The organism is Pedobacter sp. V48, from assembly GCF_000523515.1.
Taxonomy (GTDB): Bacteria; Bacteroidota; Bacteroidia; order Sphingobacteriales; family Sphingobacteriaceae; genus Pedobacter.
The window spans coordinates 456,564-477,520 of the sequence record NZ_AWRU01000034.1; the positions used below are offsets into that span (position 1 = coordinate 456,564).

Sequence of the window (20,957 nt, forward strand, 5' to 3'; positions counted from 1 at the left end):
GAAATATAGCAAGATTAGTTACATTAAACCTAATGTTTTATTATTGTAAATGGTTTTTAGACTACCAGAAGATGAGATTGTTTTTCCTAATCCGGCCTTGGCGGATCCGGATGGATTGCTGGCTGTAGGTGGAGATTTGAGCATTGAAAGATTGCTTTTGGCTTATCACAATGGTATATTTCCGTGGTTTAGTGATGATGATCCGATTTGTTGGTATTCACCGCATGAACGCTGTGTAATATATCCGGCAGAAGTGAAGGTGAGTAAAAGCATGGCTAAAGTTCTTAAATCAGACGCATTTGTGGTAACCTTTAACAAAGCATTTCGGGAGGTAATCGTTAACTGCGCAAAGGTGGGAAGAAAAGATCAGCCAGGCACATGGATTACTCAGGAAATGCAGGATGCCTACATTAGTTTGCATGAAAAGGGCTATGCTAAAAGTGTAGAAGTATGGAAAGATAATGTATTGGTTGGAGGGTTGTATGGCGTGGAAGTGGGTGATGTTTTTTGTGGCGAAAGTATGTTTAGCTTGGTAAGTAATGCCTCAAAAACGGCACTGATATGGCTGTGTAAAACCGATAGGTTTAAGCTAATAGACTGCCAGCTGCCCAATGATCATTTGATGAGTTTAGGGGCGGAAATGATTTCGCGCAAGCAATATGATGAATTCCTGAAAGATTAATTCAGAATCTCTTTGATGTCTTCCTTACTTAAGGATTTGAAGAAACTTTCTTCTGTGGTGATCAAAGAACTGGCTAATCGTTTCTTACGGTTTTGTAATGCCAATATCTTTTCTTCTACTGTATCTTTTGCAATGAATTTATAGATAAACACTTTCTTCTCCTGGCCAATCCTATGTGTACGATCTATTGCCTGTTGCTCTACTGCGGGATTCCACCATGGATCAAGAATAAACACATAATCTGCCTGGGTTAAGTTTAAACCTACACCACCTGCCTTAATAGAAATTAAGAATACCTTTAATTCCGTGTTTTTCTGGAACTCAGCAACGATTTCTCCGCGGTTTTTGGTTGATCCATCAAGATAAGAAAAGGAGATGCTTTCTTTTTCGAAATAGGCCCTGAAGATATTCAGGTGCTTTACAAACTGCGAAAAGATAAGGACCTTGTGCCCGCCTTTAAGTACATTATCGAGTGTATGGATTACATTTTCGAATTTACCTGAATCAGAAGCGTAAGTGTCGTCTATCATAACCGGATGGTTTGCCAGTTGACGTAGTGCCGTTAGACCCTGTAAGAGTTGTACTTGTTTTTTTGCATAAGAGCCATCATCCATGCTGCTTAGCAGGTCGTTACGATAAGCAGATTTTGTTTTTTCATAATATGCAGCCTGATCCTCACTCATATCGCAATAAAACACCTGTTCCGTTTTGGAAGGCAGTTCGGCCGCAACCTGTTCTTTTGTGCGGCGTAAAACAAAAGGCTTTATAATTGCTTGCAGCTTACGGGCCTTTTCTTCATCTTTCCTTTTCTCGATGGCCTGAACATATTCTTCGTTAAAGAATGATTGCGTACCCAGCAGACCGGGGTTTAAAAAGGTAAGCTGGGTCCAAAGGTCGCTTACAGAGTTTTCGACAGGAGTACCACTTAGGATTAGTCTGTATTTAGATTTTAACGCCTTAACCGCCTTAAATGATTTTGACGAAGGGTTTTTTATATTCTGGCTTTCATCTAATATGATGTAGCTGAAGTAGAAGTTTTTCAGAATATCTATATCAACCCTGGTAATTCCATAAGTTGTTATCACGATATCATACTTCGCAAATATACTTACATCTTTATCTCTTGTAGTTCCGGTATGGGCATGTATTTTGAGCTTAGGCGTAAACTTTTTGGCTTCATTTAGCCAGTTGTAAATTAGGGAGGTTGGCATAACAATTAAAGAAGTGCCATGAGTTGAATTTTGCTCATTTTCTTCTTTAAGCTTTTGCAGCATTGCCAGTGTTTGGATGGTTTTACCCAAACCCATATCATCAGCTAAACATCCTCCGAAATTATACTCACGCAGGAAACTAAACCAATTGTAGCCAGCCTTTTGATAACTACGCAGGTCGCCTTTAAAATGGAGCGGCATTTGGGTGTCGGCAATGTTCTCGAAATCATTTAATCTTTCAAGTTTACGGCTTAGGGTTATGTTGGCTATGCTGTCCTCTGCCAGTTCATTGATGAGCCCTATGTGATGTTTCTTCAGGTGTATCGACTTGCCTCCTTCTGATAAACTGAAAAGACTTCCATATTGAGAGAACCACTTTTCGGGAATGATAGCAATTGTGCCATCAGGAAGCGTAAATTCCCTCTTTTTATGAAGTATGTGTTGTTTAAGAGATAGAAAGGGTACCGGAAAGATACCAAAGTACACTATGGCATTGATGTCAAACCAATCGTTATCTTCTTTAATCTCAAAATCAATTTTATTGGCAGCAAATAAGAATTTTTTTGCTCCATGATGTTGTTCTATTTCAAAACCAAGGTTTTTTAAACCTTCTATATGTTCGTTTACCCAATTGATGATGGCATAAGATTGGTCTTCATCGTGATTACCTGAAACCTCGAGGTTGTGAAAAAGAGCGCTGGTTTTCTTTAGTCCAAGATTTAGCAGCGCATCAAATTTCTGTTTCTCAAATGCAGTATCTCTTTTTATACGGGTGAAAATGTAGTTGTCGTCCTCTTTGGCAAGACGAACAGTTACCTTTTTTTCATTACCCATGGCAAAAGCATATTCCCCGTATTTAAAGTAGAGCTGAAGCTGAGAAACTCCCGATTCTACATAAATAACTTTTAGCGTTGGGGTTGGATCATGCTTTTCTGTTTTTATATCAAAGCCCTCGGCGTAAACATGGTATTTTTCAATAAGTGGACAAACAAACTTTTCAAAATAGGTTTCCTCGGTGGTCTTTGGTATGGTTATGTAGCGCTTGTTTAAAAAAGGGAGTAATTTTTTTCCTTCAATATCCTGCTCAAAGAAATAGATCATATCATTAAGTAATAACCATGCTGGCTGATTACTTATAATCTGAGCATCCTTGAACATGAAATCGATTCTTAATCCCTGGTACTTTATGGTAGGAAAATAGCGCGTTTCAATATTATTACGTCTAAAATGGAACAGTACCGTAGAAGGCTCTAGCGCAATATCTATTTTTCGCTCTGCAGGCCAGCCATCATTATCCATTAAATACAATGAACCATCTGCTTTGAGGGCTTCCAGAACTTCAGATAGTTTCTTCTCAATTTTTGGACGGACAGTTTCATAGAACTTATCGTTAAAAAACTTGCTAAAGAACTCTCCGGGTCTTATCGCTTTCTTGTGATGCTTTTTTATGATAAAGTCCTGCTCTGTCTCATCAAGGATTTTGATAAGCTTAAAATCATTATCTGTTAAATGTTTTGCAAACTCTTTAGCAGTATGTGAGAACAGGCGCTGATAGGTAAGAGAGAAATCGCCCTGCGGATTTAACTGAACCATGTGAGGTTCGATTAAATATCCGAAATACGCGTGTTTACACAATGAGTATACAATTTTGCAGGGCTTGGTACTATCTACGCGTAACATTGACTAAAGATTAAAATAATCGGAGGATAAGCATTTAAAAATCTTTAAACATACGTCAAATTGAAGTTCTTTTCAAATGGAATCTCATAATATGGCTAAATTTTTATAAAGCGTTCGTCGAGGGAATCAGACCGTTGGTCGTGAGTTAACTTCTGATGGTATAAAAGAGCCGGATTGGCTGAAACGTTTGCTGGAAATGAGGGTCTTAATAACAAAAAAGCCTACAAAAACCCTAAAACTCAAAAATATGAAAACTCTAGCAAAAACATTATTCGCCTCAGCATTGACAGTTATCTTTATGACTTCAACAGCTGTAACAACGTTCGCCAACGGGATTGATAAACAACCAGTTGAATCTGCTGCTCCGATGACCTTTAACAAGGTTAAAGTGAGTGGAAATGTAAAAGTTATTTTGGTGCAAGGTAAAAGAGAGCACATCGAAGTCATAAATGGAGATTACAATCTGGACAAAACCTCTATTAAAAGACTTGGATATACTTTAATCATTAACTCAACAGAAGCTAATCGTATAACTGTTTTGGTTTCAGTAAATGATTTACAACGTATAGATGCCTCAGATAAGGCTATAGTGAAAACTGATGGTATGTTTGATGTTAAATATCTTCAGGTATTCTTAAAAGATGATGCAAAGGCCACTGTGAAAGCAAATACTGAAAGTATGTATACTTATATAAAAGATCATGCTGATTTGAAGTTAAGCGGTACAACTGCAGATCATAACTTGGTAAAAGACGACATCTCTAAATTAGACACAGATCACCTGGTAGCTTTAAAAACCACAACAACTCCATTGAATCAGATAATGGTTGCAGCCAACAAAAAGAATTAAAAAAATAATTCTACGGTATAAAAAAAGCAGCTGGATGTACCCGCTGCTTTTTTATGCAATGATATTTTAAAGATCAAATTTGATTCCCTGAGCCAGAGGAAGTGTATTTGAGTAGTTTATTGTATTGGTTTGTCTGCGCATGTAAGCTTTCCAAGCATCGGAACCACTCTCGCGTCCACCGCCTGTTTCTTTTTCACCACCAAAGGCTCCGCCTATCTCAGCACCTGAGGTCCCAATGTTGACATTGGCAATGCCACAATCGGAGCCCTGAGCAGATAAAAATTGTTCTGCTTCCCGCAGATTAAGCGTCATTATTGCCGAGGATAAACCCTGAGGTACACCATTCTGTAAAGCGATAGCTTCGTCCAGTGTTTTGTATTTTATCAGGTATAGAATTGGAGCAAAGGTCTCATGCTGAACGATTTTGTAATCATTTTTTACCTCCGCAATGCATGGTTTTACATAACAACCACTGGTATAAGCCGGGCCTTCTAAAACGCCTCCCTCTACTATGAATTTTCCACCTTCGGTTTTGCATTTTTCAATGGAATCAAGGTAGCTGGCAACAGCATCGGTGTCGATTAACGGGCCAACGTGATTGTGCTGATCAAGGGGATCCCCAATGCGCAATTGACCATAGGCCTTTACCAGTTTTGTAGTAAACGCGTCGTAAACACTTTCGTGGATTATTAATCTGCGGGTAGAAGTACATCGCTGACCAGCCGTTCCTACTGCTCCAAAAACAGCACCGATTAAACTCATGTCCAGGTCTGCGTGTTCCGAGATAATAATGGCATTGTTGCCGCCTAACTCCAGTAAGCTTTTTCCTAAGCGAGCACCAACTGCTACAGCAACAGCTTTTCCCATGCGGGTAGATCCTGTGGCGGATATCAGGGGTACACGATTGTCATTTGTCATGAGCTCGCCCACTTGCTTATCTCCAATAATCAGATTGCAAACGCCTTCTGGAATGTCATTTGCTTTAAAGACATTCGCAATAATATGCTGACATGCGATGGCTGTGATTGGTGTTTTTTCTGATGGCTTCCAGATGCAAACATTGCCGCAAACTAAGGCCAATGCAGCATTCCAACTCCAAACGGCTACCGGGAAGTTAAAAGCAGAGATAATACCAACAATTCCTAATGGGTGCCATTGCTCATACATCCGATGGCTGGGGCGCTCAGAGTGCATTGTTAAGCCATAGAGCTGGCGGGACAGGCCTACTGCAAAATCGCAGATATCTATCATTTCCTGTACTTCACCAAATCCTTCCTGAAGACTTTTACCCATTTCATAAGAAACAAGGGTGCCCAGGTCTTCTTTGTTTTTACGGAGTGCATCGCCAAACTGCCGTACAATCTCGCCACGCTTTGGGGCCGGTAAGCTGCGCCAGAATGAATAAGCCTCTTCTGCTTTTTTGATTATTGTTTCGTAATTTTGGGCACTGGCTACCTTTACGCTTGCAATCTTATTCCCATTAACCGGAGAATCGCTGTTAATTATTTTCGCGTCTGAGGAGGCTCCCCATTGATTTCCTGTGCTGTAGGCCGGATTTAAATCCAGTATGTTTAGGTTTTTTAAAACCTGGCTGATATTATTCTGCATAACTAAATAGTTTATAGGCAATTCTCTTTCCGGCGTGTATCAACAATATAGATGATCTTCCAGGTGGTTTTATCTTTAAACAATTGAAACGAATTGACACCGCAATGGCTAAATTTATTGTCAATATAGAACTTATAATCCGTCCACACACTGGCAAGGTTCCCATCTATCAAAATTTTTGTAAATACAATTCGTTCATCAAATTTTTCTTTGTGTGGCGTTCCTGTAAATTTGATAAAATCGGCGACCTTCTCATCACTTAATTTAAATTCACCGTCTTTGGATTTATGGATGGTCTGCATGATTGCATTACTCGCAAAGGTAGCATTTACCATGGCGCTGTCGGTATTTCTCATACCTTCAAACAATTTGTTTATAGTGCCTTTAACAAGGTCTTCTTCATGTTGCTGGATTTGGGCAGAGACGTTAAATACCGTTGTAAGAAAAACAATAATTAAAAAGTTACATTTTTTCATTTTCATGAACTGTTGCATAAAGGGTTGATGTTTTCTTGACGGGAATATTACCCGTCTTAAAATAAAGTTACGTTATTTTGTATTGAATTAGGACCAGAACCCTTGTTTCATTCTCTATCTTGCTAAAACATTCTGAGGGTAGATGTTTAGGCTAACTATTATTATTTCAGTTGTTTATGGGCAAGGGTGTGTGTATGTTGAAAATTATTTGGTTAGTACTACTAATAATTGTTGTAAACTTATAATGTATTTTTAACACAGGGATCTGTTCTTTAATTATTTGATACATGGAAGAGGAATTTTATTTTGATTTTAGCGATGATGCGCAACGTTCAGTAGAACGTTACGAAGAGATGATACGTAATCAGGATCAGTACTTTTTTGATGCCCAGGCTTTTGAAAATATTATTGATTACTACATTGAAAAGAACGACCCCGTAAAGGCATTGCAGGTAATTGAATATGCATTAAATCAGCATCCTTATGCCGCAGTATTCCTGGTGAAGCAGGCTCAGTTGTTCTTTGTTACTGATCAAACCGAACGTGCATTTTTAGCACTGCAGAAAGCAGAAATGCTCGAAGCATCGGAAGCAGAAATCTATATCCTTAGGGGGAATATCTATAATAGCCTTGAGCGGTATTCAGAGGCATTGGATAATTTTCAAAAAGCACTTGAATTTGCCGAAACTACAGATGAGATCCTGCTGCAAATTGCTTATGTGTATCAAAACATGCTCGATTACGAGAGTGCTATTGTTTACATAAAGCAGAGTTTGGAACAGAATATGGAAAACAAGGACGGGTTGTACGAGCTTGCTTTCTGTTATGATATATTAGATAAGCAAGAAGAAAGTATTCAGTTTTATCAGGAATATATAGATAATGATCCTTATTCGTACGCCGCATGGTATAATCTTGCAAATTCTTATCACAAGCTGGATCTTTTTGAGAAGGCAATTGATGCTTATGATTACGCCATCCTGATTAAGGATAATTTTGCGTCTGCTTACTATAATAAAGGAAATGCTTTAGTTCAACTTGATCGTTTTGCAGAAGCTATAGAAGTTTATAAGCACACTTTTGAATACGAAAAGCCCAATGCTGACACCTATTGCGCAATTGGGGAATGTTACGAGAAATTGGAGCGTATGGATGAAGCGAGATCCTATTATAAAAAATCTGTAAAGATGGATCCCAAGATGGCTGATGCCTGGTTTGGAATAGGAGTAACGCTTAATTTTGAGGAGCGTTTCTTTGAGTCACTTCATTTTTACAAAAAAGCGATTGAACTTGATGAGGAGAATCCTGACTTCTGGTTTGCAATGGCCGACGCTTACTATAAGCTGGGTCAGATAGAGCAATCTGTTGAAGCTTATTACAAAGTTCTTGAATATAATCCGGTGGATGTTGAAGCCTGGTTGGATTTTTCGACAGTTCTATATGAACAAGGTAAATTGCTTGAAGCCTCAGAAACCATTGCTGACGCTATAAAAAACAACCCTGATGCAGCTGAGCTCTATTATAGGATGGTAGCTTACTTGTTTGCCCTTGGAGAAAAGAACGACGCTTTGTTATATCTTGAGACCGCATTGGCCACAGATCCAGATAAACACTACATATTATTTGAATATTTGCCCCAATTACAGGAGAACGGTTCAATACTAGAAGTAATCAATCGTTATTTAAAATAAAAGATCGGACAGTTTTTATTAGTTATGCTGATGAAAACTGTCCGATTTTTTTTCACCTTTGTGAACAATATGAATTACCCATTGAATAATATACCCGAACGACCTGTAAAACCTAGGAACAAAGGAATTACGATGGTTATGGATAAAGGGCTAAGCTTAAGACAAACAGAAGATTTTATAGACGTTGCCGGAATACATACTGATATTGTAAAGCTAGGCTGGGCTACTTCTTTTGTAACTCCGAACCTGAAAGAGAAATTGGCTATTTATAAGTCTGCAGGTATCCCTACCTATTTTGGTGGTACGCTGTTTGAAGCATTTATTATCAGAAATCAGTTCGATGATTACTGTCGCGTGCTGGAACAGTTCGATATGGAATACGTTGAAGTTTCTGATGGCTCAATTACCATTGAGCATGATTTGAAATGCGAGTTTATTCAAAAATTATCTAAGCAGGTTACCGTAATCTCGGAAGTAGGATCCAAAGATGCAGCTAAAATATTTGCCCCGTATAAATGGATCAAACTTATGCAGGCCGAAATAGAAGCTGGATCATGGAAAGTGATCGCCGAAGCCAGAGAGGGTGGTAACGTAGGTATTTACAGAGGATCAGGAGAGGTTAGAGAGGGCTTAGTTGATGAGATCCTTACCCAAATCCCGGAAGAAACAATCATTTGGGAGGCTCCGCAAAAGGAACAACAGGTATGGTTTATTAAGCTACTTGGCTCAAATGTGAATCTCGGGAATATAGCTCCAGCGGAGGTTATACCTTTAGAAACCATTCGTTTAGGCCTGAGAGGGGATACTTTTGATCACTTCCTGAATTTGGCAAAGTTGTAATTTTATAAATATTACCCTTTAATTATAACTTATCAGAATGAGAAAATTTGGGTTAATCGGATTTCCGTTATCACATTCCTTTTCAAAAAAATTCTTTACTGAGAAATTTTTAAATGAAAATATTCCCGATTGTGAATATGAGCTTTTTCCGATTGAACATATTGAGCTTTTACCTGAGCTTATTTCTAAAAATGTTGAATTGGAAGGCTTAAATGTAACTATTCCTTATAAACTTGCAGTACTGCCTTTTTTAAATGAAGTAGATGAGGCTGCTGAGCAAATAGGGGCCGTAAATTGTATTTCTATTCATCGTAATAACGGAAAGGAATTACTGACAGGGTACAATACTGATGCTTATGGTTTTGAAGAGTCTTTAAAGCCAATGCTAAATGAGCACCATAAAAAGGCCCTCATTTTTGGAGATGGCGGAGCCGCTAAGGCTGTAAAGTATGTTTTAAATAAACTAAGCATTCCTTTTATTGTAGTTACAAGATCGCCAACTTTGGATAGTATTCTTTATGATGCTGTAACGTCAGAGCTACTTCAGGATTATACAGTTTTGATAAATACCACACCCTTAGGGATGTCTCCAAATACCGAAACCTGCCCGGATATCCCTTATGAAGCATTAACAGAGCGTCATTTGGCTTACGACCTGGTTTATAATCCGGAAGAGACAACATTTCTTGCAAAATCCGGGACTAGTGGAGCTAGTGTTAAAAATGGATTAGAAATGCTGTATCTTCAGGCTGAGCGGTCCTGGTATATTTGGAACAAATAGATGAATAAGTTCACTTTTTTTTCTCTTTCTATGTTAATGATGTTGCTCAATGCTTGCACAGGGAGCGATTATTCCCCTAAGCCAAGAGGATATTTTAATATTGAAATKSYAAAMRWNGYGTNTAAAWYSWTTAANAAGRRAKGTGCTTATTCATTTGATTACCCGGTCTATGCAGAGATGTTAAAAGACAGTAGTAAGGACACCAGACCTTGCTGGTACAACCTTTCTTTTAATCAATTTAACGCACGTTTACATTTAACATATTATGATATCTCTTCTAAAAAGGAATATGAAGGTTTGGTGGAAGACGCAAGGACTTTTGCATTTAAGCATACAGTTAAAGCAAACTCAATAGACCAGAAATTGATTAATTATCCGGAAAAGAAGGTTTATGGAGTATATTATGCAATAGAGGGAAATACCGCGTCATCCGTTCAATTCTTTTTAACAGACAGCACCAAACACTATTTTAGAGGGGCATTATATTTTAACGAGCGACCGCAGTACGATTCCATACAACCTGTCGTTTCCTTTATTAAAAAGGATATTGACAGAATGATTAGTACATTTAAGTGGATAAAATAAGGCCAGATAAGAATTTAAAATGATCAGTATACAAAGATTTACTTTTAACCCGGTAAGGGAAAACACTTATGTTCTATACGATGAAACGGGTGAGTGTGTAATAATAGATCCTGGGATGTATGACGGAGAAGAGCAAAACATTCTAGTTAAATTCATAAAAGAGCATAACCTAAAGCCAGTACTCTTACTAAATACCCATTGTCATTATGATCATGTATTTGGGAATAAGTTCGTTTATGATAATTGGGGGTTAAAACCACAATTCCATAAAGGCGAGTTATATGTGCTGCAAGCAATACCAGGCTATTTGCCTCAAATGGGTTTACGTTATGAACTCTCTCCGGAACCCGAGGTTTTCTTATCCGAGACGGGTAAGGTTAAATTTGGTAGCAGTGAACTTGATTTAATTTTTGCGCCAGGGCACTCACCGGCACATTTATGTTTTTATGCTGCCGCTGATAATTTTCTTATCGGAGGTGATGTACTGTTTTATTCAAGTATTGGTCGCACGGATCTTCCGGGAGGCAATCACATGCAWYYGATCNNARCNAGTATCAAAAATAACTTGTTTATATTGCCAGATGATTGTGAAGTTTTCCCCGGGCATGGGCAACCTACAACCATAGGCTTTGAGAAACAACATAATCCTTTTTTACAGTAACTTTTATTAATAAATAATTGAATACACCTTTCTACATAGCTCGCCGGTACCTTTTTGCGAAAAAATCTACCAATGCTATAAACATCATTTCTACAATTTCTGTGGTTGGTGTTTTTGTAGGGAGTGCGGCGTTAATTATTATTTTATCTGTATTTAATGGCTTTGAGGAAGTTGTATTGAAAATGTTTAATACCATTACTCCGCAGGTTGTTATTTCTCCTGTTCAGGGTAAAACATTTGACCCAAATACGGGTTATTTTAATAAATTAAAGCAAAATAAGAGCATCTATTCCTATAGCGAGGTGCTTTCAGAAAATGCTTTGTTAAGGTATAATGATAAGCAGTCCGTTGGTTTAATAAAAGGGGTTAGTCCGGATTATTTGAAAAATAAAAGTTTGGACAGCATTACTATTGAAGGTAAGTTTCTGCTTGAAAATAGTAGTGGCAATTATGCTGTAATCGGGTCGGCAATTCAAACTTATCTGATGGTAAATACTACTGATCCCTTTAATCCATTGCAGATATTTTCTCCAAAAAAAGGCAGTAAAACGAGCTCGATTAATCCAGCAGATGATTTTACGGTATTATCAATTCCCGTGTCTGGAGTTTTTGAAGTTCAGCAGGATTTTGATAATGTAGCTATTGTTCCTTTAAAATTTGCACGGAGTTTATTAGGAGAACCTCAAAAAATCACTTCTATCGAGATCAATCTAAAACCAGGAATTAATGCAGATGCCTTTAAAAAGAATATTGAAGAGAATATAGGTAAGCGTTTTGAAGTAAAGGACAGAATACAGCAAAACAAAGTGCTTTATAACATCCTGGGGAGTGAAAAATGGGCGGTTTATATTATTCTTACTTTTATTTTAATTATCGCTATCTTTAATATAATCGGTTCTTTAACCATGTTGGTTATAGATAAACTGAAGGATATAGCCGTATTAAGCAGCTTGGGGGCTGGAAAAAAATTGATTAAACGAATATTTCTATTTGAAGGAATGATGATTACGATGACCGGCTGTATCGTTGGTTTGGTGGTTGGATTTCTCTTCTGTTTATTACAACAAAAAACCGGACTTATTAAAATGTCACAAGATAATTTGGTAATCACCAATGCGTATCCAGTGGCATTTAAATGGAAGGATTTTCTGTTGGTGTTTTTAACTGTAAGTGTGTTTTCTTTTGTGGCATCAGCTTTGTCATCTAACTTAAGTGTGAAGAAGATAAACCACTTAAATCAAGATCTCTAATCATATGAATCGATTTAATAAGAATTCAGTAGTTTTATTAGTGTTGCTTACAGGAGTAATTATGGCCTGTAACAGGAAGGATGCCGAAGAGACAGCAGGAACTACAAGAGTAATAAAAGGATTGTATAGCTATGGCCCCGAAATAAAGTCATTTACAGACTGTGATGAGGGCAGGGAATATTGGGTAGCAGATAGCGCAAAAACACTCGAGCTCGCTTATAGTAACTTCAATTTCGAGAAGCCGTACGAACCCGTTTACATTGAAGTGGAGTGTCACTTAATCAAATCTGACAGTTTAATTGTCTCCGCAGATTTTGATTCTACGATGGTAGTAACCAAAGTGCTTAAAATAACTAAAGAAATACCTGACGGGCCTTGTAACTAATTGAGGGCTTAGGGAATTAAATATAGCTCATGTTCAATAGGCTGAATTAATCCCTTTTCAATGGCTAGCTTAAACAGTACATCTATTGCTTTTCTTCCTTCAATACCGAGATCAATGGAGTATTTGTTCACGTATAACTCAATGTGCTTATACATGACCTCTTCACTCATTTCCTGAGCATGCTCTTTAATAAAACCTATGCCTGATTTAGGGTTAGCAAAAGCAAATTCAACAGACTTTCGCAACAGTCTGTTTACTTTTTCCTGTATTTCTCTGTCAAGATTTCTGTTAATTACAATTCCTCCAAGAGGTATGGCGCACCCTGTTAATTGCTCCCAGTAGCTTCCAAGGTCAATAATCTTATGAAGTCCTTTGTCAAAATAAGTAAAACGATTCTCATGAATGATGAGGCCAACATCAATCTTATTATTAATTAATGCCGACTCAATTTCAGAGAAAATCATTTCCTGTTTGTCTACTAAATGGGGAAAGGCGATCCCCAATAGAAAATTTGCTGTAGTATACTTTCCGGGAATTCCAACTTTAAGATTTGCTGTTAATTCCTCTGGGTTATGAATAAGGCTTTCATTTTTGCAGATAAGCAGAGGGCCTACACCAAATCCAAGGGCACTTCCTGCGTCCAATAGGGCATATTGCTTATACACGTGGGCAAAAGCATGAAAACTTAGTTTGGTAATGTCTAACTCTCCTCTGAAAGCTTTCTGGTTTAGGGTTTCCACATCATCGAAGAATACCTCAAAGTCTAAACCTTCAGTATCAATTTTATGGTGTATGAGGGCATCAAAAATAAATGTATCATTTGGACACGGAGAAAAGCCAAGACTTAGTTTCATGGCCTAAAGATAAGGAGTATGAAAAGTTGAATAGTTATGTATTTGTCAAAAATCCAAGAGTCCACTCGTTTAGGTTTTTTATGGCAAGACCAATGTTCCAGGCGGTTTTGTTTCTTGGCTCAACATAATTGGAAATGCTGCGGATCTGCAGGCATGGGATGCCGGCTTTTTCACACCCATATAATACAGCAGCTCCCTCCATACTTTCTGTTACAGGATTTAAGCGGGTTTTAACGGCAGAAATGCTTACTTCATTTCCATGAACGCGATTAACGGTTATCCCTTTTACTTTTTTCAGCTTGGTTACTGACTCGCTTAGCAGGTTGTTGTATGCTGAATAGCTGCTTTTACCGAATCCAAGTTCATCAATACTGATAAAATGTTCCTTGTTTTCGGCCCCAAGCTCTGCGAACTCATCTGCAATTATGTTTAGCACAGAACCCAGGGGAATTGAATGATCAAAGCATCCGGCGATACCGAGGTTTAAAACAAGATTATATTTAGCCGATAGATGCTGTCCTAAAGCAAATGCCGTTGCTGTCATTCCTACGCCCGTAATTAGGATGTCAAATTCGGGAGTTTGCATAAAATCTTTTTCAGGGAGCTTAAAATGCTCGATTAATAACCCGATTTCTGGCCTTGTGGCGACAACTAGCAGAATCTTCATAAACATCTAAGTTACTGTTAAACCTTTCTACTTTAAGCTTTCTGCGTATATTTGTTTGTTAATTACAAACAATAACCTTTTATAATGATATATATCACAAGAAAAGCATCATTTAACGCAGCGCATAAACTTTCGAGGCCAGACTGGACTGAAGATAAAAATACGGAAGTTTATGGAAAATGTGCTAATCCAAACTGGCATGGACATAATTATCAGCTGTATGTAACGGTTAAAGGAGAAATCAATCCTGAAACAGGATTTTTGGTCGACTTAAAATGGTTAAAGGACATTACAAATACCCAGGTAGTTGATAAGATTGACCATAAGAACCTAAATCTTGATGTTGATTTTATGAAAGGAAAACTTGCCTCAACAGAGAATTTAGCCATAGCAATATGGGATGAATTATATGCGCTTATTGCCGAATCAGGAGCTCAATTGCATTGCATAAAAATTTACGAAACCGAGAATAATTTTGTTGAGTATTTCGGTTAATAATCACAGATATGAATCATACAGATCATTTAGATGAGACAGAGGACGGGTATATAAAAATTGACCGTTATAACGAAGAAAAAATCACCTCGGTAGCTAATCATTATAAAGATATCTTAAGTCAGTTAGGCGAAAATCCGGAACGGGAAGGGTTAATAAAAACTCCTGAGCGTGTGGCTAAAGCCCTTCAGTATTTAACACATGGTTATGACCTTAATCCGGCCGAGATACTACGTGGAGCCATGTTTAAGGAAGACTATAGTCAAATGGTTGTGGTGAAAGATATAGAGGTTTTTTCTATGTGCGAGCATCACATGCTTCCTTTTTTTGGTAAAGCACACGTTGCTTACATTCCTAACGGACATATTGTTGGTTTAAGTAAAATACCGCGTATTGTTGATGCTTTTGCCCGACGATTACAGGTTCAGGAACGTTTAACAAACGAGATTAGGGATTGTATTCAGGAAACCCTTCAGCCCGCTGGAGTTGCAGTGGTGATAGAGTGCAAGCACTTATGCATGGCCATGAGAGGGATACAAAAACAAAATTCTGTTACCACCACATCAGCGTTTACAGGAGAATTTGCGAAAGATAAAACAAGAGCTGAATTTTTAAGATTAATAACAGCCAACTTACATTAAAAAAGAACCAACATATTTATGAAAGCATATGTATTTCCAGGTCAAGGTGCCCAATTTTCAGGTATGGGAAAAGAACTATACGAAAATGAGCAGGCCAAAACATTATTCGAAAGGGCAAATGAAATTATCGGGTTCCGCATCAGTGATATCATGTTCTCTGGTTCGGATGAAGAACTTAAAGAAACTAAGGTAACACAGCCTGCAATATTTTTACATTCTGTTATTTTAGCCAAAACATTAGGCGAAGGATTTAAGCCAGATATGGTTGCCGGACACTCACTAGGCGAATTCTCGGCGCTTGTTGCTGCATCAGCATTGTCATTTGAGGATGGTTTGAGACTGGTTATTGCACGGGCAAATGCAATGCAAAAAGCATGCGAACTTCAGCCATCAACTATGGCCGCTATACTTGGTTTAGCAGATGAGGTAGTCGAAAATATTTGCAATGACATTGATGAAGTAGTGGTAGCTGCAAATTATAACTGTCCCGGACAAATTGTTATTTCAGGAAGTATTGAAGGCGTTGATATCGCTTGTCAGAAGTTAACAGAAGCAGGCGCTAAGCGTGCATTAAAGCTAAATGTAGGTGGTGCATTTCACTCTCCCTTGATGGAACCTGCAAGAATAGAATTAAAAGAGGCTATCGAGAATGTGACCATATTGCCTCCGGTGTGTCCTATTTATCAGAATGTAGATCCAACACCAAATACAGATCCTCAAAAAATTAAATCAAATTTAATCACCCAATTAACGGGTGCTGTGAAGTGGACACAGACCATAGAGCGCATGATTGCCGATGGAGCAACTGAATTTGTTGAAGTTGGCCCGGGAAATGTATTACAAGGCCTGGTAAAAAAGGTGAATAGAGCAATGCCAACAAGTTCTGCAACTATAATCTAAGCCAGGTAATATTACCTTTATTAAATTAACATTTAAGTGTGAGTATCGGGGGTAAAATCAGATTTCTTTTATTGATATTAGGTGCTTGCTGTATTGTTACCGCATTATCGCTAAAGCATTCAATAACAAAAAAGGAGTTATTGGCCCACGAAGCTGGAAAGCTTCAGAAGAATCTCTCCATAAATGAAAAACTTGTAGCCGATTTTTTAAATGATGCTGCTCAGGTTGAAAAAGCTAAGCAGTATCATCTAAATGATCAATATGGATTAAATTTCATTAATAAATATCGCAATAAGGGTATCAATATTCTTACCTACCAAGATAATAAACTTAAATTTTGGAGCTATAATTCGTTGGTTCCTCCAGATCCGGAAGCCATTAAAGAAGGGTCGTCTTTTTCTCAATTTGCAAATGGTTGGTTTGAAGTTATTAAGAAAACAACGGGTAATTATACCCTGATCTTTTTGATAGAAGTTAAAAACCAATTCAGTATCCAGAATCAATATCTCGAGAATGATTTTTCACGTTATCTGTCTAATAACAATTCTCTTTCCCTGGCTACTTTTATCGATCCTGAAGTACAGGGCATCAGTAATCTGGATGGTAAAATCATATTCGAAGTTAAACTTAAGTCAACCTACTCCAGAAGTATTTATGGCACAATAGAACTTTGGCTGTGGATAGTGGGTCTTTTTAGCTTCTGCTTGTTCTTTAATTCTTTTTGTGGCTGGTTAGCCAAACGGGGTAATTTAGTCCCGGCAACGGTTCTGATTTTGCTTTTCTTTGTAACGATAAGGGTTACGGATTTAGAATACGGTTGGTTTAACAGGCAGTTTAATTTGCCCATATTTAGTCCAAAAATATATGCTGAAAGCTTTTTCCTTCCTTCTCTCGGCGACTTCCTGCTTAACGTAATAGCCATCACATGGGTGGTATTGTTTGTTTTTACCTATAACGATAAATATAAGCTCCCAGGTTGGCTAACACGAAGTAAATTGGGGGGATTGGCCTTTCACTTTATACTGTTGCTCATTTTTGGTGCACTTGCATTTTTATTTGATCAGGTATTCCTTGGGCTGATCATTAATTCAAAAATAAACTTTGACATTACCAATATTATAAATCTTGATGGGATAAGTTGGGTTAGTATTATTGTTTTGTGTCTGGTCTGGTTTAATATTTACCTCGTTGCAAATATTTTCATGCAGCAAACGCTGCAATTAAATGTGACCAATAGGGAAAGAGTTATTCTTTTTCTTGCTGCCTTTTTTGCCTGTCTTATTTATAAGTTAGGCACCGGGTTCAGTATCTTTTTTATAGCATATGCGCTATTTATTTTTATTATTTCGTGGAACTTTTACATCAGGAATAACAAATTTTCAATCGCGGTTTTTGCGTTGTTATTCTTCTGCCTTGCTTTTATATCATCGGTTAAATATTTAAGGTTTATCGACGAGAAGGAGCATGTAAATAGATTCGCTATGGCGCAGAAACTGGTCTCCTCGGATGATTTTACGGTTGTTAGTGCGATTGAAAACCTGGAAAGAACCATTCTGGCCAATAAGGTTGTACTCAATTATTTTAAAGATCCTGATATTAATAGTCCAATAGAACTCAAGAAAAGCATAGAGAAAGAATACATAGAGCGCTATCTGCCAAGGTTTGAATACAATTTATACGAGTATAATAATCTTGATTCATCGGCTACCGGCATCCAGACAATACCACTTAGTTATTTTAAAAACCTGGTAAAGGCTGGTTCTGTAAAAGTTCCTGAATCAAATTATTTTTATCGTTTGAATGATACTTTTGGGTATCAAAACTATTTTGGAATTATTCCGATCTATGAAGAAAATCAAATATTGGGGACACTGGTTATTGAGTTAAAATCCCAGCTTTATAATTACAAAGGTCAGCTACCCGAAATTTTAATGGATAGGTCCATTAAAAACGAAGATAATTATAGTAAATACTCTATTGCGCTTTATAAAGACGGCAGACTGGAAGGACAATCTGGTAATTATACCTATAAGCTTTCGAGCGATGGGTTTGCCACACGCAATAATACCGTGGGCTTTTTTAAGGATAGCCTCAATTATTCGCACCTGATTTATTATCCTACGCCTTCAAAACTAATTGTAATCAGCAAAGAAGACGTATCGTTTATCATACAGCTGGCTACATTATCTTTCTTCTTTCTTGTGTTCATCCTGTTCTCCATCACATTGTACACGCTCATTTGGTTACTTAAAAATATTGATGAGAGCTGGAGCGGTTGGTTTAACATTAACCGTTCGTTAATGATTAATGCTAACAAGATACTTTACAAAACCAGGATTCAATTTTCTATTGTTCTGTCGGTAGTAGCAACCTTACTTATTGTGGGTTGGATTACCTATTTCTATATCCGTAATGAATACAGGAGGCAACAACAGGATTTCATCAAAGAGAAAGTGAGAAAAGTGCAGCAATCTTATGAAAAACTGATTTTAGCAACAGGAGTGCCTGCACCCACAGATAGAGCAGTAACCGAATTCAACCAGTTTGCGGATATAAATGCTGCCTATTTAAATCTTTTTGATACCAATGGATTATTAATATTTACGTCGACGCCAAAAATGTATGATCTTGGTATTATAAGTAGAAGGATGGCTTCAAAGGCATTTCTCCATTTAAATCAATTACAAGGATCAGACTATATTAACCCCTCTGAGCGGATAAGTAATTTTATCTACTCCTCAGCATACGCGCCGATCAGAAATGCTCAGAATCAAACCGTAGCTTATATTGGTATGCCTTATTATGCGAACGAAGCAGATTATCAAACCAGGATTGGTGTGTTCATTAACACATTGATTAATATATACGCGCTGGTGTTTGTGGCCATAGGGATACTTGCGGTGTTTCTGGCCAATCAAATTACCAGTCCGCTAACATTTATTCAGGACAGCATAAAAAAGACAAAACTGGGGCAAAAGAATCAGCCAATAGGCTGGTCACGTCATGATGAAATTGGATCGCTGATAAAAGAATACAACAAGATGATTGCTGCGCTTGAAGAAAGTGCCGTTAAGCTTGCGCGCTCAGAAAGGGAAAGTGCATGGCGTGAAATGGCAAAACAGGTGGCTCATGAGATTAAGAACCCGCTTACTCCATTAAAGCTTGGCGTACAATTGCTCGAAAAATCGTGGAAAGAAAAGGATCCTAATTTTCAAAAGAAATTTGAAAGATTCAGCAAATCATTCATTGAGCAGATCGACAGTCTTTCTACCATCGCATCAGAGTTCTCTAATTTTGCTAAAATGCCTGATACAAAGCTTGAGAAGCTTCAGTTGTTACCTATAATTGGGCAGGCCAGGGATGTTTTCAGAAATACCCAGGATGCTGAAATTTACATCCTTAATAACACTAATATAGATGTTGTTGTGCTGGGCGATAAGGATCAGGTACTGCGTACCTTTAACAACTTGTTTAAAAATGCAATTGAGGCTGCTGACGTGAATACGGTATGTATTATAAAGGTAAATATCTCCAATAATCAGGAGCGTGTATTTATTGAGGTAGAGGATAATGGAAAGGGTATCGATTCTTCTTTACAGGATAAAATATTTGTGCCTAATTTTACAACAAAATCGTCTGGGACTGGCTTGGGGTTAGCTTTTGTTAAACAAGCTGTAGAGAATGCGGGTGGAACGGTGGAGTTTAAATCGTTTGGTGAGGTGGGTACTACTTTTTATCTGAGTTTCCCTTTATCTTAAAACAATTTCTGCGCGGCCCATTGTGTAGCCATCTGCATATAGAATGATCGAATATTCTCCTTTTATAAATTCATTAGGATTAATCCAATCCATGTTAAAACTAGTGTTGTCGTCATTGTAGGAGATAGATGTGGATGAACTGAACTGCATCTCTTGTCCATCAGCTTCAAACATGTTGTTTTCGTTTGCGATGAGGTTGCCTGCCGGATCAAATACACGGAGGTAGATCTTGTGATAATCTTTTTGGGCAAGCGGATTAGGTGCAATGTCAAACTTTACGCTTAATTTTTTTGCTGAACCGGCCTTTGTTACCTCAATGTTTTTACCGCTGCTTTTTACCCTGTAGGCAATGATATGCACATTAGCTGCCTTTAACGCGGCACTGGTTTTTACTTTTGCACTGAGTTCCTGATTTCTTTTTTCCAGTTCATTGGCCTTCTCGCTTGCAACGTTGACGGAGACCTTTAGACTATCTCTCTCGCTTTTAAGAAGAGAATTTTCTTTTTTTAAACGAAGGATATCTTCATTATAGATTTTCACAAATTCCCGAAGTTCCCGAACTTCTTTTTGAGCTGCAACAAGCTGTTCCTGGGTGAGCTCACCATTTTGGAGTGCTGCCTTAAGATCGGCAATCTTTCCACGGGCAAGTTCCTGTTCCTTAATTMAYYKWKMWCTWNAMWSTWWSSYTMMAMGNCGYTNTWCCKWNTCWNAGTTCAATTTCAATTTTCTCTACCTCCAGTCTTAAACGATCTTTCTCTGTGCTAACCGTAACAAATCGTTCGTTCTCCTTTTTATCTTTGATAAAAAGGTAGGCGTTGGTACCTAATAAAGCCACAATAACAACAACTAAAAAGTAGATTTTATTGCGGTCGCCTTTATTTACTGGATCACTCTTATCTGACATTACTTCAATTCTTAACTAAATTAGGTTGAGGCGCGAAC

The 20,957-nt window shown here is 37.8% G+C and carries 19 protein-coding genes; 13 read left to right on the forward strand and 6 right to left on the reverse strand.

The annotated features are described in order from the left end of the window. Positions 1-49: 49 nt before the first annotated feature. Positions 50-682 (forward strand): leucyl/phenylalanyl-tRNA--protein transferase, encoded by a 633-nt coding sequence (gene aat, locus N824_RS27470; RefSeq protein WP_048908275.1) that lies wholly within the window; start codon positions 50-52, stop codon positions 680-682. On the opposite strand, the gene N824_RS27475 is transcribed toward aat, so the two are convergent. Beyond that, positions 679-3,573 carry a DEAD/DEAH box helicase gene (locus N824_RS27475; protein WP_048908276.1) on the reverse strand — a complete coding sequence of 965 codons (2,895 nt, stop codon included), beginning with the start codon at positions 3,571-3,573 and terminating at the stop codon, positions 679-681. The genes aat and N824_RS27475 overlap by 4 nt on opposite strands. 247 nt (positions 3,574-3,820) lie before the next feature. On the opposite strand from N824_RS27475, the gene N824_RS27480 reads away from it, so the two are divergent. Beyond that, positions 3,821-4,423, forward strand: a complete 603-nt coding sequence (locus N824_RS27480; RefSeq protein ID WP_152542473.1) for a GIN domain-containing protein — start codon at positions 3,821-3,823, stop codon at positions 4,421-4,423. A gap of 66 nt (positions 4,424-4,489) precedes the next feature. Here the strand turns inward: N824_RS27480 and N824_RS27485 are convergent, their stop codons facing one another. Then, positions 4,490-6,031 (reverse strand): aldehyde dehydrogenase family protein, encoded by a 1,542-nt coding sequence (locus tag N824_RS27485; protein ID WP_048908278.1) that lies wholly within the window; start codon positions 6,029-6,031, stop codon positions 4,490-4,492. An 11-nt stretch (positions 6,032-6,042) separates the two neighbouring features. After that, the gene (locus tag N824_RS27490; RefSeq protein ID WP_048908385.1) at positions 6,043-6,507 is read right to left on the reverse strand and encodes a nuclear transport factor 2 family protein; all 465 of its coding nucleotides are present in this window, start codon (positions 6,505-6,507) and stop codon (positions 6,043-6,045) included. A 287-nt stretch (positions 6,508-6,794) separates the two neighbouring features. On the opposite strand from N824_RS27490, the gene N824_RS27495 reads away from it, so the two are divergent. The 7 genes from N824_RS27495 to N824_RS27525 all read left to right on the forward strand — a co-directional run bounded on the left by N824_RS27495 (position 6,795) and on the right by N824_RS27525 (position 12,700). Then, on the forward strand, positions 6,795-8,198 hold the full coding sequence (locus N824_RS27495) for a lipopolysaccharide assembly protein LapB (protein ID WP_048908279.1): 1,404 nt from the start codon (positions 6,795-6,797) through the stop codon (positions 8,196-8,198). Between the two features lie 69 nt (positions 8,199-8,267). Then, on the forward strand, positions 8,268-9,038 hold the full coding sequence (locus N824_RS27500; RefSeq protein WP_048908386.1) for a phosphosulfolactate synthase: 771 nt from the start codon (positions 8,268-8,270) through the stop codon (positions 9,036-9,038). Between the two features lie 37 nt (positions 9,039-9,075). Further along, positions 9,076-9,819 (forward strand): shikimate dehydrogenase, encoded by a 744-nt coding sequence (locus tag N824_RS27505; RefSeq protein ID WP_048908280.1) that lies wholly within the window; start codon positions 9,076-9,078, stop codon positions 9,817-9,819. A 177-nt stretch (positions 9,820-9,996) separates the two neighbouring features. Next, positions 9,997-10,404, forward strand: a complete 408-nt coding sequence (locus N824_RS27510) for a hypothetical protein (protein ID WP_306413943.1) — start codon at positions 9,997-9,999, stop codon at positions 10,402-10,404. A gap of 19 nt (positions 10,405-10,423) precedes the next feature. After that, positions 10,424-11,065, forward strand: a complete 642-nt coding sequence (locus N824_RS27515; RefSeq protein ID WP_048908282.1) for an MBL fold metallo-hydrolase — start codon at positions 10,424-10,426, stop codon at positions 11,063-11,065. A 17-nt stretch (positions 11,066-11,082) separates the two neighbouring features. Next, positions 11,083-12,315 carry an ABC transporter permease gene (locus tag N824_RS27520; RefSeq protein ID WP_048908283.1) on the forward strand — a complete coding sequence of 411 codons (1,233 nt, stop codon included), beginning with the start codon at positions 11,083-11,085 and terminating at the stop codon, positions 12,313-12,315. Between the two features lie 4 nt (positions 12,316-12,319). Further along, complete coding sequence (locus tag N824_RS27525) at positions 12,320-12,700, forward strand: hypothetical protein (protein ID WP_048908284.1); 381 nt, start codon at positions 12,320-12,322, stop codon at positions 12,698-12,700. A gap of 8 nt (positions 12,701-12,708) precedes the next feature. Here N824_RS27525 and N824_RS27530 read toward each other — a convergent pair whose 3' ends face one another. After that, the gene (locus N824_RS27530) at positions 12,709-13,554 is read right to left on the reverse strand and encodes a menaquinone biosynthesis family protein (RefSeq protein WP_048908285.1); all 846 of its coding nucleotides are present in this window, start codon (positions 13,552-13,554) and stop codon (positions 12,709-12,711) included. 34 nt (positions 13,555-13,588) lie between these two features. Continuing rightward, positions 13,589-14,221 carry a futalosine hydrolase gene (mqnB, locus tag N824_RS27535; RefSeq protein ID WP_048908286.1) on the reverse strand — a complete coding sequence of 211 codons (633 nt, stop codon included), beginning with the start codon at positions 14,219-14,221 and terminating at the stop codon, positions 13,589-13,591. Between the two features lie 84 nt (positions 14,222-14,305). On the opposite strand from mqnB, the gene N824_RS27540 reads away from it, so the two are divergent. From N824_RS27540 to N824_RS27555, 4 genes are read left to right on the forward strand one after another with little or no spacing between them, the layout of a single operon-like run. Beyond that, on the forward strand, positions 14,306-14,716 hold the full coding sequence (locus N824_RS27540) for a 6-carboxytetrahydropterin synthase (RefSeq protein WP_048908287.1): 411 nt from the start codon (positions 14,306-14,308) through the stop codon (positions 14,714-14,716). Between the two features lie 11 nt (positions 14,717-14,727). Continuing rightward, positions 14,728-15,357 (forward strand): GTP cyclohydrolase I FolE, encoded by a 630-nt coding sequence (gene folE / locus N824_RS27545; RefSeq protein ID WP_048908288.1) that lies wholly within the window; start codon positions 14,728-14,730, stop codon positions 15,355-15,357. A gap of 18 nt (positions 15,358-15,375) precedes the next feature. Then, on the forward strand, positions 15,376-16,257 hold the full coding sequence (gene fabD / locus N824_RS27550; RefSeq protein ID WP_048908289.1) for an ACP S-malonyltransferase: 882 nt from the start codon (positions 15,376-15,378) through the stop codon (positions 16,255-16,257). Between the two features lie 38 nt (positions 16,258-16,295). After that, a complete protein-coding gene (locus N824_RS27555) occupies positions 16,296-20,015 on the forward strand; it encodes an ATP-binding protein (RefSeq protein ID WP_235207329.1) in 3,720 nt (1,239 codons plus the stop codon). On the opposite strand, the gene N824_RS27560 is transcribed toward N824_RS27555, so the two are convergent. Then, a complete protein-coding gene (locus tag N824_RS27560; RefSeq protein WP_152542474.1) occupies positions 20,007-20,555 on the reverse strand; it encodes a hypothetical protein in 549 nt (182 codons plus the stop codon). The two genes, N824_RS27555 and N824_RS27560, sit on opposite strands and share 9 nt — an antisense overlap. Positions 20,556-20,957 lie beyond the last annotated feature (402 nt).

What these genes read in the sequence shown, in the direction of transcription:
- aat (WP_048908275.1), top strand. Translation starts at nt 50, where the DNA reads ATGGTTTTTAGACTACCAGAAGATGAGATTGTTTTTCCTAATCCGGCC.
- N824_RS27475 (WP_048908276.1), bottom strand. Translation starts at nt 3,573, where the DNA reads ATGTTACGCGTAGATAGTACCAAGCCCTGCAAAATTGTATACTCATTG.
- N824_RS27480 (WP_152542473.1), top strand. Translation starts at nt 3,821, where the DNA reads ATGAAAACTCTAGCAAAAACATTATTCGCCTCAGCATTGACAGTTATC.
- N824_RS27485 (WP_048908278.1), bottom strand. Translation starts at nt 6,031, where the DNA reads ATGCAGAATAATATCAGCCAGGTTTTAAAAAACCTAAACATACTGGAT.
- N824_RS27490 (WP_048908385.1), bottom strand. Translation starts at nt 6,507, where the DNA reads ATGAAAAAATGTAACTTTTTAATTATTGTTTTTCTTACAACGGTATTT.
- N824_RS27495 (WP_048908279.1), top strand. Translation starts at nt 6,795, where the DNA reads ATGGAAGAGGAATTTTATTTTGATTTTAGCGATGATGCGCAACGTTCA.
- N824_RS27500 (WP_048908386.1), top strand. Translation starts at nt 8,268, where the DNA reads ATGAATTACCCATTGAATAATATACCCGAACGACCTGTAAAACCTAGG.
- N824_RS27505 (WP_048908280.1), top strand. Translation starts at nt 9,076, where the DNA reads ATGAGAAAATTTGGGTTAATCGGATTTCCGTTATCACATTCCTTTTCA.
- N824_RS27510 (WP_306413943.1), top strand. Translation starts at nt 9,997, where the DNA reads ATGTTAAAAGACAGTAGTAAGGACACCAGACCTTGCTGGTACAACCTT.
- N824_RS27525 (WP_048908284.1), top strand. Translation starts at nt 12,320, where the DNA reads ATGAATCGATTTAATAAGAATTCAGTAGTTTTATTAGTGTTGCTTACA.
- N824_RS27530 (WP_048908285.1), bottom strand. Translation starts at nt 13,554, where the DNA reads ATGAAACTAAGTCTTGGCTTTTCTCCGTGTCCAAATGATACATTTATT.
- mqnB (WP_048908286.1), bottom strand. Translation starts at nt 14,221, where the DNA reads ATGAAGATTCTGCTAGTTGTCGCCACAAGGCCAGAAATCGGGTTATTA.
- N824_RS27540 (WP_048908287.1), top strand. Translation starts at nt 14,306, where the DNA reads ATGATATATATCACAAGAAAAGCATCATTTAACGCAGCGCATAAACTT.
- folE (WP_048908288.1), top strand. Translation starts at nt 14,728, where the DNA reads ATGAATCATACAGATCATTTAGATGAGACAGAGGACGGGTATATAAAA.
- fabD (WP_048908289.1), top strand. Translation starts at nt 15,376, where the DNA reads ATGAAAGCATATGTATTTCCAGGTCAAGGTGCCCAATTTTCAGGTATG.